General features: G+C 69.4%; 9 protein-coding genes. 5 read left to right on the top strand and 4 right to left on the bottom strand.

Annotation, left to right across the window (positions count from 1 at the left end; translation table 11 throughout):
* Positions 1 to 85 precede the first annotated feature (85 nt).
* The 3 genes from DEU34_RS05115 to DEU34_RS05125 form a co-directional block, all read right to left on the bottom strand.
* A complete protein-coding gene (locus DEU34_RS05115) occupies positions 86 to 580 on the bottom strand; it encodes a DUF1269 domain-containing protein (protein ID WP_116646195.1) in 495 nt (164 codons plus the stop codon).
* Positions 581 to 666: 86 nt separating this feature from the next.
* Positions 667 to 1,557 carry an SMP-30/gluconolactonase/LRE family protein gene (locus tag DEU34_RS05120; RefSeq protein WP_121149093.1) on the bottom strand — a complete coding sequence of 297 codons (891 nt, stop codon included), beginning with the start codon at positions 1,555 to 1,557 and terminating at the stop codon, positions 667 to 669.
* 65 nt (positions 1,558 to 1,622) lie between these two features.
* On the bottom strand, positions 1,623 to 3,431 hold the full coding sequence (locus DEU34_RS05125; RefSeq protein WP_259460031.1) for a glycoside hydrolase family 15 protein: 1,809 nt from the start codon (positions 3,429 to 3,431) through the stop codon (positions 1,623 to 1,625).
* A 171-nt stretch (positions 3,432 to 3,602) separates the two neighbouring features.
* On the opposite strand from DEU34_RS05125, the gene DEU34_RS05130 reads away from it, so the two are divergent.
* The 3 genes from DEU34_RS05130 (at position 3,603) to DEU34_RS05140 (ending at position 6,077) form a co-directional block, all read left to right on the top strand.
* Positions 3,603 to 4,160, top strand: a complete 558-nt coding sequence (locus DEU34_RS05130; RefSeq protein WP_121149095.1) for a Dps family protein — start codon at positions 3,603 to 3,605, stop codon at positions 4,158 to 4,160.
* A 78-nt stretch (positions 4,161 to 4,238) separates the two neighbouring features.
* Positions 4,239 to 5,132 (top strand): SDR family oxidoreductase, encoded by an 894-nt coding sequence (locus tag DEU34_RS05135; protein ID WP_121149096.1) that lies wholly within the window; start codon positions 4,239 to 4,241, stop codon positions 5,130 to 5,132.
* A gap of 132 nt (positions 5,133 to 5,264) precedes the next feature.
* Entirely contained in the window at positions 5,265 to 6,077 is an 813-nt protein-coding gene (locus DEU34_RS05140; RefSeq protein ID WP_121149097.1) for a DNA-formamidopyrimidine glycosylase family protein, read from the top strand.
* A 104-nt stretch (positions 6,078 to 6,181) separates the two neighbouring features.
* Here DEU34_RS05140 and DEU34_RS05145 read toward each other — a convergent pair whose 3' ends face one another.
* Complete coding sequence (locus DEU34_RS05145) at positions 6,182 to 7,675, bottom strand: DHA2 family efflux MFS transporter permease subunit (RefSeq protein WP_121149098.1); 1,494 nt, start codon at positions 7,673 to 7,675, stop codon at positions 6,182 to 6,184.
* Positions 7,676 to 7,845: 170 nt separating this feature from the next.
* Here DEU34_RS05145 and DEU34_RS05150 point away from each other — a divergent pair, with 170 nt between their 5' ends.
* Both DEU34_RS05150 and DEU34_RS05155 read left to right on the top strand, forming a co-directional pair.
* Positions 7,846 to 9,726 (top strand): ABC transporter ATP-binding protein, encoded by a 1,881-nt coding sequence (locus DEU34_RS05150; protein WP_396652111.1) that lies wholly within the window; start codon positions 7,846 to 7,848, stop codon positions 9,724 to 9,726.
* A 228-nt stretch (positions 9,727 to 9,954) separates the two neighbouring features.
* Positions 9,955 to 14,439, top strand: coding sequence for a glycoside hydrolase family 97 protein (locus DEU34_RS05155; RefSeq protein ID WP_121149100.1), 4,485 nt, complete (start codon positions 9,955 to 9,957; stop codon positions 14,437 to 14,439).
* The last annotated feature ends 17 nt before the right edge of the window (positions 14,440 to 14,456 follow it).

The following is a 14,456-nucleotide window of genomic DNA, read 5'->3' on the forward strand; positions in this document are numbered from 1 at the left end:
AGGTAGGAGAAGGGCCCGGCGTAGGACGATCGCGGTGGGATCGTCCTACGCCGGGCCCATATCCTGCGTCGAGGACGGGCGGCGGTTACTGAGCGTTGTTGAGGTCGTGGATCAGCTCGCGCTCGACGTCCTCCGACAGCGACGTCTGGACGACCTTGCCGTTGAACGGGGCGAGGGCGGCGGCGAACTTGTCTTCGGTGATCTTCGTGGCGTAGATCACGATCGCCGACTTGCCCTCCGACACGGTCGACTTCACGCGATCGCGGAACTGCGCGTCGAGACCGGTCTTGTCGAGGCCGGCGAACAGTCCGCCGAAGAGCCCCCCGAAGACCAGGCCCGCGAGCGGAACGAAGAAGAGGATGCCGATGAGGGTGCCGAACAGCGCTCCGCCGGCCGCGCCGGCACCGATCCGCGCACCCGAACCCGGGTACTCGACCTTCGTCTTCCCCTCCTCGTCGACCTTGACGAGGGCGAGTCCCGCGAGCTGGACGATCAGGTCGTCCTGAAGCTCCTGAACCTTCGCGTAGGCCGCCTCGGCCTCGCTCTCTTTGTCGAACGCGATAACGATGAGATCTGCCATGTCGCATCTCCTGCTCAAGGGTCCGGTCCGCCCGAACGGCGGGTTCGAGTGCGACCCTAGTGGACCGTGGAGAACGGCGACAGACGTCAATCCGCGGGAGAGGTCTCGCCGAAAACGCCCACCGCGCGCCCGGCCGTGTCGACGTCGAACGTGAAGATCGAACCGCTGAGCGGGGCCGCACGAAGATCGTCCTCCGTGAGGTTCTCCCGCGCCGAACCGACGAAGAGCGTCCGCCGCTCCCGACCGCCGAGGGCGACCGATGTGAGGTTGGGTGCGGGCACGGCGAGACGCGCGATCACGTCGCCGTCCGGGCTCCATCTCAGCACCTCGCCGCCGCCGTAGACGGCGTTCCAGAAGCATCCGTCGACGTCGCGCACGAGACCGTCCGAGTCGTAGCCGCGCAGATACGGCTCGAGCTCGCCGAGCTCGCCGCGACCCGGACCGTAGGGCGCGCGGTAGACGGTCTTCGTCGATGTGTCGGTGACGAACATCTCGCCGCCGTCGGCTGTCCATTCGAAGCCGTTCGCAACGCCGAAGCCGCCCCGCAGCACCTCGGGGCCCTCGTCGGCGCTGAAGGCGTAGAGAGCCGCATCGGGGTCTCCGGAGGTGACGTCCATGCCGCCCACGATGAACCGCCCGAAGGGGTCGACCTTGCCCTCGTTGAAGCGGATGCCCGCGTGGGCGTGCTCGACCTCGGCGATCGTGCCGGTGATCGCGCCGTCCGCGTCGAGCGATACGACGCGATCCTTCAGCGCCGCGACGAACCCGCCCCCTCTCGCGGGCTGCACCGCGCTCATGGGTGCGGGGAGCGCGACCACGCGGTCGTCCGTCCCGTCGACCGCACCGTCGAGCCGCGCCCGATGGAATGTTCCGGTCGTGATGTCGACCCATGAGAGCTCGTCGTAGCGCTCATCCCAGAAGATGCTCTCCACGAGCACCGAATCCAGGTGGCGGAAGAGCTGGGGGTCAGCGTTCATCGGGAGCCTTCGATCGTGTTCGTGGAGAGCGGATGCTGCGGATGCGCGGGTCGGGGCGGGGGAGGTCAGTGTCCCTCGAGCTTCTTCGCAGGTGCCAGGTCTCGGATCGTCAGGGCCGCGGTGACCAGAGCCAGGTGGCTCAGCGCCTGGGGGAGGTTGCCCCACGACTCGCCGTCGGACTCGTCGATCATCTCGGCGTAGATGCCGACGTCGTTGCCGCGCGTGACGAGGTCGTCCATGGCCGCGATCGCCTCATCGTGGCGTCCGACGCAGGCCAGCGTCGCGGCCCGCCAGAACGCGCAGGCGACGAACGTGTGCTCCTCCTGGTCGACGCCCGAGTACCGGTACAGCAGGTTGCCGGCGCCGAGGTCGCGAGTGATCGCGTCGATCGTCGACGACATGCGTTCGCCGCGGTCGTAGCCGCTGGGGCCGTGCAGCAGGACGGAGGCGTCGAGGTCGGTCGAACCGGGGAACATGACGTAGGCCTGTGCCTCCTCCGACCAGCCGTTCTCCTCGATCCATTGGCGGATGCGCTCGCGCTCCGACGCCCACCGGGCCGCGCTTCCCGGGATCTGCCCCGACTCGGCGAGGGCCACCGCGTCGTTGAGGGCCTGCCAGCATCCCATCTTCGACGAGGTGTAGTGGCGGATCTCGGGAAGCTCCCACATCCCCGAATCGGGGTTGCGCCAGAGGTCGCAGACGCGGTCGGCGGTGTCGGCGAGCATGCGGCCGGTCGCCACGTCGAGCACGTTCCCCGAGTCGACGTATGTGCGGCAGATGGCGAAGAGGTCGCCGTAGACGCCCAGCTGCAACTGGCCCTGGGCCGGGTTGCCGGTGACGACCGGGCCGATGCCGCGCCACCCCTCGACATCGAAGGTCTGCACGTCGGTGCTGGTGCCGCCGCGGAGGGTGTACATCACGTGCAGATCGGGACCGTTCTCGCGAATGGTGCGCAGCAGCCACGAGATCGCGGCGTGGGTCTCTTCGCGCAGGCCGAACAGGATGAGGGCGTGAGAGGCGTACGCGAGGTCGCGCACCCAGGCGAAGCGGTAGTCCCAGTTCTTCCCGCCGCGCGGGTTCTCGGGCAGCGACGTGGTCGCCGCCGCCGCCATCGACCCGGTGGGTGAGTAGACGAGCAGCTTCAGCGCGAGCGCACTGCGCTGCACATCGCGGGCCCAGGGGCCTTCGTAGGAGAACTCCTTCGACCACGTGCGCCACCCGTCGATCGTGCGGTCGATGCCGCGGTCGACGTTGTCGGGGTCGGGGAGGTGCAGCGGCTCGTCGTCTGTCGCGGCCAGCACGATGAGATGCCGGGAGTCGGTGGACGTCGTGAAGCGTCCCTGGATGCGGGGAGACGATGCCGAGCCGGGCTCGGGGTCGTCGCGACCGTGGTTCCTGCCGACGATCGCGAAGGAGATCTCGCCGACCCGCATCACGCACGCGCCGTCGATGTCTTCGATCCACGGCGATGCGGTCTGCAGCTGGGTGCCGGGGCGGATGACCCACTCGAAGTCGACCTCGCCCTCGATGCCGTCGACCCGGCGTGCGAGCTCCGCCCACGGCAGCCGCCCGGCCACCCCGGTCACCATCGCGTCGGTGAGCCGCGCCTTCCCTGCAGCGGTCGTGAAGGTCGTCTCGAGCACGTTCGTCCGAGGGATGTAGCGCCGCTTCACCTCGTACTCGCCGGTGGGGTGCAGGTCGATCGCGCCCCCGGTCTCGGCGTCGAGCAGGCGGGCGAACACCGGATGCGAATCCAGGTTCGGCAGCGGCATCCAGTCGATCTGTCCGCGCATCCCGATCAGGGCGACCGTGCGACCGTCGCCGATGGGTGCGTAGGAACTGAGAGGGTCGGCGGAGGCGGGGGTGTCGTGCACCGTCCCACCGTACGAACAGCCGGCCGTCGAGAGTGCGGGCTTGCGCGAACACCCGGCCCCGACTAGCCGGTACGCACTAACAACGAACGGATGCATCGACAACCCCCGTGGCGTCGGAGCGGAGCGGGTCTAGCGTCTATCAGGTACCCGTTGCGACCGTCAGGAGACATCATGGCAACCGACTCGAAGACAGCCCCCCGTAACCGCCGTCGCCCCGCGAAGGGCGGAAGCGGCGCCGGCCTCACCGCGACCGAGAACGCCGAGAGCGGCTTCACCGCATCGGCCAAGCTCAGCGAGAACCTCCAGCGTGTTCTCGTCGACCTGATCGAGCTCTCGATCCAGGGCAAGCAGGCGCACTGGAACGTCGTGGGCAAGAACTTCCGCGACACCCACCTGCAGCTCGACGAGGTCATCGAGGCTGCGCGCGAATTCAGCGACACCGTCGCCGAGCGCATGCGCGCCCTGCACGCCCTTCCCGATGGACGCAGCGACACCATCGCCGAGACCACGACTCTGCCGGAGTTCCCGCAGGGCGAGGTGGACACGAGCGAGGTCGTCGACCTCGTCACCGAGCGCCTCGAGTCGGCGACGTCGACCGTGCGCGAGGTGCACGACGACGTCGACGAGGAAGACCCCACGAGCGCCGACATCCTCCACTCGATCCTCGAGCGCCTCGAGCAGCTCGCGTGGATGGTCAGCGCCGAGAACCGCACCCCGCGCAAGCGCTGAACCGCGCCCGCATAGACGGCTTCGACCGCCGCCGCAACCCCCGGGAGCGGCGGCGGTCGCTCGCTTTAGCGTGACGGAATGGCCGACAACATGTATACGCCCCAAGACCCCAACACCCAGTTCCCCCGGCCGCCGTTCCCCCCGCAGCAGCAGACCGGCCCCGGCGACATCCGCAAGATGGATCCCGCCCCCGACCACGGTGAGACCAGCTACATCGGCAACAACCGCCTGCCGGGCCGCAAGGCCCTCATCACCGGCGCCGACTCCGGCATCGGCCGGGCCGTGGCGATCGCGTACGCTCGTGAGGGTGCAGACGTGGCGCTGAGCTACCTGCCCGAGGAGCAGGAGCAGGCCGAAGAGGTCGCCGCTCTGATCGAGAAGGAGGGCCGTAAGGCCGTGCTCCTCCCCGGAGACCTGCAGGACGAGAGCGTCGACAAGGAGATCGTCGAGAAGACGGTCGCCGAGCTCGGCGGTCTCGACATCCTCGTGATCAACGCCGGCACGATGCCGACGGTCGACAGCATCGACGACTTCGAGACGAAGACCCTCGACCACGTGCTGAAGGCCAACATCTACCCGCTCTTCTGGCTGACGAAGGCGGCGTCCCCGCACCTCAAGCCGGGAGCGTCGATCATCACGACGTCCAGCATCCAGGGCTTCGTGCCGTCCCCGTCGCTCGCGGAGTACGCCGTGTCGAAGGCCGGCATCGCGAACTGGACACGTGCGATGGCCCAGCAGCTCATCGAGCGCGGCATCCGCGTGAACGGCGTCGCGCCCGGTCCGATCTGGACGCCGCTGCAGCCCGCCTTCGTGCCGAACGAGAAGATCGAGTCGTTCGGTGAGGAGACGCCGATCGGCCGGGCCGGTCAGCCTGTCGAGCTCGCGCCGCCGTTCGTCTTCCTCGCCTCCCAGGAGTCGAGCTACGTCATCGGCGAGACCATCGCGGTCACGGGCGGATCGCCCACGCACTGACCGTAGCCGCACGGCACAGCCCCGGACGATCCGACGAACTCGGCGTCCGGGGCTTCGCTGTGCGGGCCGGTACGACCGGTTCCCGAGCTGTCGAAGGGGCGGTGCGGTGCCGACGAGGAGGAGGATGCTGTCATGCCCGAGTCACCGGAAGTGCAGGCCCTCGCCGAGTACCTCGACCGTCACCTCGTCGCGCAGCGGATCATCGGCGTGGACCTCGAGGAGTTCCGCGCGCTGAAGACCCGCGCACGACCGTTGGACGAACTGATCGGTGCGACCGTGTCGGGGGTGCGGCGCTTCGGCAAGCACCTGGAGATCGTCACCGACGGCGCCGGTCTGGTGATCAGCTTCGGGCGCGCGGGATGGGCGCTCCTCGACGAGCAGACGGATGCGCCGGTGCTCGCGCGCCTCGAGTTCGACGGCGGTGGGTCCCTCACGGTGATCGACGCCGGCTCGTTCCTGTCGCTGGGGCTCTCGATCGTGGACGACGTGCGCGACGTCGCTTCGATCGCCAAGCTCGGTGCGGACCCCCTCGATCCCACCTACTCCCGCGCCCCGTTCGATTCCGCGCTCGGCTCGCGGCGGAAGCAGATCCGCGCCCTCCTGCAGGAGCAGGAGTCGATCGCCGGCATCGGGGGCGCCTATTCCGACGAGATCCTGCACGTCGCGAAGCTGTCGCCCGTCGCGCACGCGGTCGATCTGAGCGACGACGACCGAGACCGGCTGTTCGCTGCGGTCGTCGAGGTTCTGCGCGCGGCGGTCACGGCACGCCGCGGCATCCTGCCCTCCGGGCAGAAAGCGGCGAAGGTCGACGCGATGCGCGTGCACGGGCGAACCGGCGAACCCTGCCCGGTGTGCGCGGGCACCGTGCAGGACGTGCCCGGTTCGAAAGGCGCGGCGCAGTACTGCCCGACCTGCCAGACCGGGGGAGTGCGTCTTCCCGAGTGAGGGTCAGCGGCCCGACTCGGTGTGCCGGTGCGACGATCACGGGCCGGGGCGCGAGATCGGGCTCGGCCGTCTGCGCGAGGACAGGCGACCGAGCCGGAGGGTCGTCAGTGCGCCATCGGGAGCTCGGCGGGGGCGTCGGCAGGCTTCATGATGAGGAACGCGCCCACGAGCAGCGGCAGCGAGATGATCGCGGCGACGAGGAAGGCACCCCGCGCGCCCGCCGCCTCGGCGGCCGCGGCCGTCTCGGTCGATGCGCCCATGACGGAGGCCATGGTCGTGATGAGGATCGAGATGCCGGCCGCACCCGCCACCTGCTGCAGCGTGTTGACGATGGCCGAGCCGTAGGAGTACTGGCGAGGCTGGAGCGATCCGAGCGAAGCGGTGATCAGCGGCGTGAAGGAGAGCGCCAGACCGAGCGAGAGCAGCGTCTGCATGATGACGATCATCCAGATCGGCGTCGTGGTGGTGCTCAGGAGGGCGTAGGCCCACAGCATGGCGCTCACGAGGACGGCGCCGGGGACGAGGAGCACCTTCGTGCCGCGGCGGTCGTAGATACGGCCGATGATCGGACCGGCCAGACCCATCGCGAGCGCACCCGGGAGGAGTACCAGCCCGCTCTCGGCCGCGTTCAGACCCAGGCCCTGCTGCAGGTACAGCGGAAGCAGCGTGATCGTGCCGAAGAACGCCAGCGACATGACGCCGAGCTGGGCGACGGCCAGCGAGAAGTTGCGCACCCGGAACACGCGCAGATCCAGCAGCGCGTCGTCGGTGCGCTGCAGACGGAGCTGCGGCCAGCCGAAGAGCACGAGCGCGATGGCGCCGCCGACGAGGGCGACGATGAGCACCAGCGGAGAAGAGGGTTCGCTCGCCGCATCCGCCTCGCCGTGGCCACCCAGCTGGCTGAGGCCGAACACGATGCCGCCGAAACCTATGGCCGACAGCAGCACCGAGAGGATGTCGATGCGGTTGTGCTCGGTCTCGGAGATGTTGCGGATCCAGGTGGCGCCGATGGCGAGCGAGACGAGCGCGATGGGCAGCACGAGGCCGAAGTTCCAGTGCCATCCGATCGTGTCGACGATGAAGCCCGACACCGTCGGACCGATCGCGGGGGCCAGCGAGATGACGATGCTGACCCGGCCCATCATGCGGCCGCGCAGGTGCGGAGGAACCACCGTCATCAAGGTGGTCATGAGCAGCGGCATCATGATCGCCGTGCCCGAGGCCTGGATGACGCGCGCGGCGAGCAGCATGGGGAAGCCGACCGAGAGGAAGGCGACGAGGGTTCCGGTCGAGAAGAGGGACATCGCGGCGATGAACATCTGGCGCGTGCTGAAGCGTCGCAGAAGGAACCCGCTGATGGGGATGATCACGGCCATGGTCAGCATGAACGCGGTCGTGAGCCACTGCGCGGCGACCGCGGTGATGCCGAGATCCTCGATGAGGGCGGGGATCGCCACGCCCATGGTGGTCTCGTTGAGGATCGCCACGAACGCGGCGACCAGGAGCAGCCAGATGACCCGGCTCTGCTCGGGTGAGACGCCCGACGCGGACGTGACGGACTGGGGCTGTCGGATGCTGTCGGTGGCGGGGGCGGCCATAGGTGGCTCCTCATCGTGCAATCGGGGCGCTGGTCGCCACCGGACCGGTGGCACCAACTCCGTAACGTCGGTGGGTGGCGCGACATTCCCTCGACGGCGAACAATCTTGGCGGGGGGTGCGCTTCCCCGGCCCGGTGTCGGCGGGCGGACGTAGGCTGACCGGCATGAGCATGGCAGGCGGCGTCGGATTCCGCGGCGTCGACATCGAGGCGCAGCGAAAGCGCAACGCCGACGCCCCACGGGTGGCGAATCTCGGCAGACGGGTGGTCGCGCTCTTCCGCCCCTACCGCTGGCGCATCGCGATCACGGCGCTCCTGGTCGTCCTCGGCGCCGCGGTCGCGGTCGTGCCGCCCCTGCTGGTGCAGCGCATCTTCGACGACGGTCTGTTCCCCGTCGCCGGCGGCCCACCCGACATCCCGGTGCTCGTGCGGCTCGTCGTGCTGATGATCGCGTTCTTCCTCCTCTCGGCGGTGCTCGGCGTGGGTCAGACCTGGCTCACCGCCACCGTGGGCAACGCGGTGACGGGAGACCTCCGCCTGCGGCTGTTCGACCACCTCCAAGCCATGGAGCTCGGCTTCTTCACCCGCACCAAGACCGGCGTGATCCAGTCGCGCCTGCAGAACGACGTCGGGGGAGTCTCCGGCGTATTGACGAACACGGTCACCAGCATCCTGGGCAATACCGTCACGGTCGTCGCCTCACTCGTGGCGATGGTGCTCATCGACTGGCGGCTGACCCTCATCGCCGTGGTGATGATGCCGATCCTCGTGCTGGTGCAGCGGCGGGTCGGCCAGGTGCGGGCGCGCATCGCGGGCGAGACCCAGGAGTCGCTGTCGGAGCTCACCTCCATCACGCAGGAGACGCTCAGCGTCTCGGGCATCCTGTTGTCGAAGTCGTTCAACCGCCAGCGCGCCGAGTCGGGGCGGTTCGCCCACGAGAACACCAACCAGGTGCGCCTGCAGGTGCGCCGCGCCATGAGCGGGCAGGGCTTCTTCGCCGTCGTGCAGGTGCTCATGGCGAGCGTGCCGGCCGTCATCTACCTCGTGGCGGGGTTCCTCGTCACCGGTGGCGACGGCGGCACGGTCACGGCGGGAACGATCGTCGCCTTCACCACCGTGCAGGCGCGACTGCTCATGCCGCTGATGGGACTCATGCGCGTGGCCCTCGATCTGCAGACGTCGGCGGCACTGTTCGCCCGCATCTTCGAGTACCTCGACCTGGTTCCCGCGATCACCGACAAGACCGACGCGATCGACGTGACGCGGGCCCCGGGGCCGCTCGGGCGCCTCGAGTTCCGCGATGTGCGGTTCCGCTACCCCGATGCGGCCGAGGCGGCGCGTCCCACCCTCGACGGGGTGTCGTTCGTGGCCGAGCCCGGGCGGCACGTGGCGTTCGTCGGCCCGTCGGGGGCCGGAAAGACGACGATCCTCTACCTCGCACCGCGCATGTACGAGGCATCCGGGGGTGCGGTGGTGTTCGCCGGGGCCGACGTGCGCGACCTGCGCGCCGAGTCGGTGATCGACCAGATCGGGATCGTGTCGCAGGAGACCTACCTCTTCCACGCCACGATCCGCGAGAACCTCCGCTACGCCCGGCCCGACGCGACCGATGACGAGCTCGAGGCCGCCTGCCGATCGGCGAACATCCATCACGTGATCGCCGGATTCGAGAACGGGTACGACACGGTGGTCGGGGAGCGCGGCTACCGGTTGTCGGGCGGAGAGAAGCAGCGCATCGCGATCGCTCGCGTGTTGCTGAAAGATCCGCCGGTGCTCCTCCTCGACGAGGCGACGAGCGCGCTCGATACCGTGTCGGAGCGCATCGTGCAGGAGGCTCTGGATGCTGTCGCCCGCGGCCGCACGACGCTCACCGTCGCCCATCGACTGTCGACGGTGATCGGTGCCGACGTGATCCACGTCGTCGATGACGGACGGATCGTGGAGTCGGGCACCCACTCGCAGCTCCTCGCCGCGGGGGGCCTGTACGCGAGCCTCGCCGCCGAGCAGCTGGCGGCGACCCGCGTGCTGACGGAGGAGCAGACGGCGGGCTGACGGTCGGCTGACGGCGGCTCACCTGCCGCGAATCGGGGCATGGAGCGTGCCGGAGACCCCCGCTCGCGGCAACTCGGTGACCCGGGTGCGCGGAGTGTTCGTCCGCGCGCGAGGTCTCGTTCACCTGCGCGCATATCGCCCGTTCTCCGCGCCGCGGGACGGTGACGGTACCCGAACCCACCGTCCCCGCGGACGCGCCTCGCGTGCGCCCGCCAGCCAGGGAGAACCATGCCTCTTCTGCTCGCCGCCCCGAAGCGTCGGCTTCCGCTTCTCCTCGGCGGAGGTGTCACCGTCGCGGTGGTCGTCGCCGGGGTTCTCGTCGCAACCCTCTCGGGCGGCGCCGCATCCGCTCTCGAGGGCTCCGGAACCGCCGAGACCCCTTACGTCATCGACGATGCGGCGGAGTTCTCGACCTTCATCCAGAACGTCAACGCCGACACGGCCGGAACGGGCGCCGCCGCCGCGCACTACGAGCTCGGCGCCGACATCTCTCTCACCGCACCGATGCCGATGATCAACAGCTTCGCCGGCGTGCTCGACGGTGCCGGACACACGGTCTTCGGACTCTCGATCGACTATTCGACGTCTGCGGCCTACCAGGCATCGAACGGCGTCAACAAGACCGCGGCCCTCATCAACGCGCAGCGCGGAACGGTCGAGCGGATCGGCTTCAGCCAGGTCTCGATCACGGGCACCAGCGCGGCCGAGTCGCAGACGACCGCGACGAAGAAGGCGACGGTCGCCGCGCACAACTACGGACTCATCGATCAGGTCTACGCGCTCGGTTCGGTGGACGGCGGGTGGCGTACCGGCGGTCTCGTCGCCGACAACATGGGTGGCGGAACGATCCAGAACAGCTACTTCCGCGGGTCGGTCGTCTCGGGCTGGGAGGCGGGCGGGATCACCGCACGCAACGACAACGCGGGCGTCGAGAAGATCACGAACGTCTATGTCAGCGGCACGGTCTCGACCGCGACCCGCAACATCGGCATGATCGCCGGCTACAGCTACAGCACCGCCACCATCCGCGGCGCGGTCGCCCTCGACGGCTCGGTCACGCAGGGCTCGGGCCAGTCCGCGAACAACATCGGTCGCATCAACGGTCAGAACAACACGAGCGTCGGCAGCCGCGGTGCGACCTACGCCGACAACCTCGCGCTCGATTCGCTCCGTCTGACCACGGGCACGGCGGGCGTGACGGTCACGGGCACCGCCGCCGACCGGCAGGGCCTGTCGAAGACCTCCGCCGAGCTGACCCAGCAGTCGACGTTCGAGGCCATCGGCTGGGACTTCGCGTCGACCTGGCGGATGGATGCGGCGACGCTGCGCCCGCACCTCGGAGGAGTCTCCGAGAAGGCGGCGCCCGTCGTCTCGACGCCCACCGCCACGCCCACCCCGACCCCGACGGTCGCCGACCTCACGTCGTCCTCCGCCGTGACCAGCCCGGACGGCAAGACGGTGGCCACCCTGCGCACCGACGCCGCGGGAGACCTCACCTACTCCGTCACGCAGGACGGCAGCACGATCGTCCGCGACTCCGCCCTCGGCCTGGTCGTCGACGGCGTCGATTGGGGGCAGGGCGTCTCCCTCGGCGCCGCCGCGACCTCGACGACCGACGAGTCGTACCCGTTGATGGGTCTGAACGACACCGGACGCGACCACCGGAACACCAGCGTGATCCCGTTGCGGAAGGCCGACGGGTCGCTCGTCTCGGTCGAGGTTCGCGCATTCGATACCGGCGTCGCCGTCCGCTACGTGCTCGACCCCTCCCTGGTCGGCGCGGTCGTCTCGCGCGAAGACACGGCGTTCTCGTTCGACCCGGCGTCGACCCTGACCTACCAGGCGGTGACGGCCAGTACCATCGACGACCTGCAGAACAGCTTCGCCCGGTCGAGCTTCGACGCCGCCGGCGACCGCGACATCACGGTGCTCCCCACGGTGGAGACCCCCGACGGGCACGTCGCCAACATCACCGAGGCGAACATCCTCGACTGGCCCGCCATCGCGTTGAAGACCACCCGGGGCGGCGTCATCTCGACCTACTACTGGGCGACCGACAACGGGCAGGGCACGTTCGCCGTGAAGGCCGAGAGTCCGCACTCGCCGTTCCGTGTCATCACGATCGCCGACAACCTGACCGATTTCACCAACTCCGACATCGTCACCGCCGTGAACCCGCCGATCGACACCTCGGTGTTCCCGGGCGGCGACACGAGCTGGATCGAACCCGGCACGAACGCCTGGTCGACGCTGACGACCAACGATCAGAGCGTCGCCGGCATGCAGGCGCTCCTCGACGCAGCATCCGACGCCCGGATCCCCGGGATCCTCATCGAGGGCAACCTCGCGCACTCCTCGTGGGGGTCGACCACCGCTCAGCGGTTCGCGAACATCGCGGCGCTCGTCGAGCGCGGGAAGGCGAAGGCGTTCCCGGTCTCGGTGTGGCTGTGGACCGACTACGACAAGGCGGCCGGCGTCGACAGCACGTTCACCGCCGGTGTCACGTACGACTCGGCGAGCCCCTACCCGCAGGTGAGCCTGCAGAACCCCGACCTGCGAGAGGCCTACCTCGACCTCGTGCGATCAACGGGCATCGCCGGCACGAAGGTCGACCACACCAACGAAGAGACCGAGACCAAGGTCACCTTCTTCCGCGACTTCGCCCGCGACTCCGCGGCACGCCGGCTCATGGTGATCTATCACAACCCGCTCGAGCCGACCGGTCTGAACCGCACCTACCCCAACGAACTCGGGCGCGAAGCGATCAAGGGCCTCCAGTCGGGCTACAGCGCGAACCAGCAGACCCTCGCGCCGTTCACACGCCTGATCGCCGGCACCGCCGACTACACGCCCTTCCTGCTGTCGGGATCGGGTGGCAACGTCACCTGGGCGCACCAGCTCGCTTCGACGGTCGTCTACTCGATGCCGTACCTGCAGCTCTCCGAGCGCCCCGACTATCTCGCTCCCGGCGGGCAGTACCACGACCTCGTCGGCGACGTCATCGCGAACCTGCCGACCACGTGGAAGCAGAGCCGCATGCTGCCGCAGAGCGCGATCGGCGCGACCACCGCGGTCGTTCGCGAAACGGCGGACGGGGAGTTCTGGATCGCCGTGACGGCGGGGGCGGACGCCGGCGGCGAGATGTCGATCCCGCTCGACTTCCTGCCCTCGGGCACGACCTACAACGCCGACGTCTACGCCGACAAGAGCGCGTCGGCCGCGATGAGCCGCACGGTGTCGCAGGTCGACAGCGCCTCGACGCTCACCGCAGAGGTGCGTAACGGCGGCGGCTTCCTCGCCCGCATCACGACCCGGGCGATCGACAACCCGCTCGGCGAGGGCGGGACGAACGGCTACACGATCGACGACGAGGCCGACCTCGCGCTCATCGCGCAGCATCCGATGGCCACCTTCACCCTCACCGCCGACATCACCCTGACCAAGCCCTGGACCCCGGTGCCGTCCTTCCTCGGCACCATCGACGGCAACGGTCACAAGATCGTCGGGCTCGAGGTCGAGGGCGGCGCGTCGAAGGCGTTCATCGTCAACAACTCGGGCGTGATCCGCCGGCTGGGGTTCGTCGATCCGGTCTCGACGGTTCCCGCACCGTACGTGCAGACCACACGCGTCGCCGTGGTCGCGGTGGCCAACGCGGGTCTGATCGACGAGGTCTTCGTGCGAGGCGCCGAGGTGACGGGCGGATGGCGGACGGCGCCGATCGCGGCCGAGAACACCGGAGAGGTGCGCTCGAGCTACACCGTCGACGCGAAGGTCGTATCGAACTGGGAGGCCGGCGGCCTGGTCGCGTGGAACTCCGCGACGGGCGTGCTGACGAAGAACTACGTCGTCGGCGCCGACGTGCGCGCCGACGTGCAGAACGGAGGCATCCTCACCGGGTACGGCTACTCGGGCACGCAGGTGCGAGGCAACGTCATCGTGAGCGGATCGATCACCACGGCGAACGCTCCGCGGGGCCGCATCGTGGCTCGCGAGAACGGCGTGCCCACCTACGGCGACAACCTCTCGCTCGCGACAGCTCAGGTGAACGGCGCTGCCGTGACCGGCGGCACCGCGAGCAACCGCAACGGCGCCGACCGCACCGCGGAGGAACTCGCCACCGCCTCGACGTACGAGGCGATCGGGTGGGACTTCTCGGAGGTGTGGGAGTTCGACGCCGACAGGGGGCGCCCGGTTCTCCGAGCGGTGGATGAAGCGGTCGCCTCCGGGCCGTCGACGGCCTCGCAGCAGGTGCAGGTCGCGGTGCCGCAGATCGTGGAGGGCGAGTTCGTCTGGAGCATCGACGGATCCAACGACACCGTCGACCTGGGAGAGGCCGTGGAGGGGCCCGGGTACTTCGAGGCGCGGGGCGAGATCCATCCGATCCGCGTGACCGACACCCGTCGCTCGGCAGCATCGTGGTCGCTGTCGGGCCAGGTGGGCGACTTCGCCGGCACCGCCGGCACGTTCGGCGCGGAGCACCTCGGGTGGACCCCGAAGATCGTCGAACCGGGCGCGGGCGCCCGTGCCGGAGCCGCCGTGGCACCGGCGTTCGACGGCGGCCCCGGACTCGCCGTCTCCGCCACGCTCGGCTCGGCCGACTCCGGGCACGCGGCGGGCTCGGCGCGACTGGGCGCCGACCTGCTGTTCAAGCTCCCCGCCGAGGTCGCCGACGGCACCTACCGCGGCACGCTGACCTTGACGGCGCTCGGCTGAGCGCACGAGTTGCCGCA

Source organism: Microbacterium sp. AG1240 (genome assembly GCF_003635115.1).
Taxonomy (GTDB): domain Bacteria; phylum Actinomycetota; class Actinomycetes; order Actinomycetales; family Microbacteriaceae; genus Microbacterium.

Excerpts from the sequence above, each read along its gene's own strand:
- DEU34_RS05115 (WP_116646195.1), bottom strand. The coding sequence starts at position 580 with ATGGCAGATCTCATCGTTATCGCGTTCGACAAAGAGAGCGAGGCCGAG.
- DEU34_RS05120 (WP_121149093.1), bottom strand. The coding sequence starts at position 1,557 with ATGAACGCTGACCCCCAGCTCTTCCGCCACCTGGATTCGGTGCTCGTG.
- DEU34_RS05130 (WP_121149095.1), top strand. The coding sequence starts at position 3,603 with ATGGCAACCGACTCGAAGACAGCCCCCCGTAACCGCCGTCGCCCCGCG.
- DEU34_RS05135 (WP_121149096.1), top strand. The coding sequence starts at position 4,239 with ATGGCCGACAACATGTATACGCCCCAAGACCCCAACACCCAGTTCCCC.
- DEU34_RS05140 (WP_121149097.1), top strand. The coding sequence starts at position 5,265 with ATGCCCGAGTCACCGGAAGTGCAGGCCCTCGCCGAGTACCTCGACCGT.
- DEU34_RS05145 (WP_121149098.1), bottom strand. The coding sequence starts at position 7,675 with ATGGCCGCCCCCGCCACCGACAGCATCCGACAGCCCCAGTCCGTCACG.
- DEU34_RS05150 (WP_396652111.1), top strand. The coding sequence starts at position 7,846 with ATGGCAGGCGGCGTCGGATTCCGCGGCGTCGACATCGAGGCGCAGCGA.
- DEU34_RS05155 (WP_121149100.1), top strand. The coding sequence starts at position 9,955 with ATGCCTCTTCTGCTCGCCGCCCCGAAGCGTCGGCTTCCGCTTCTCCTC.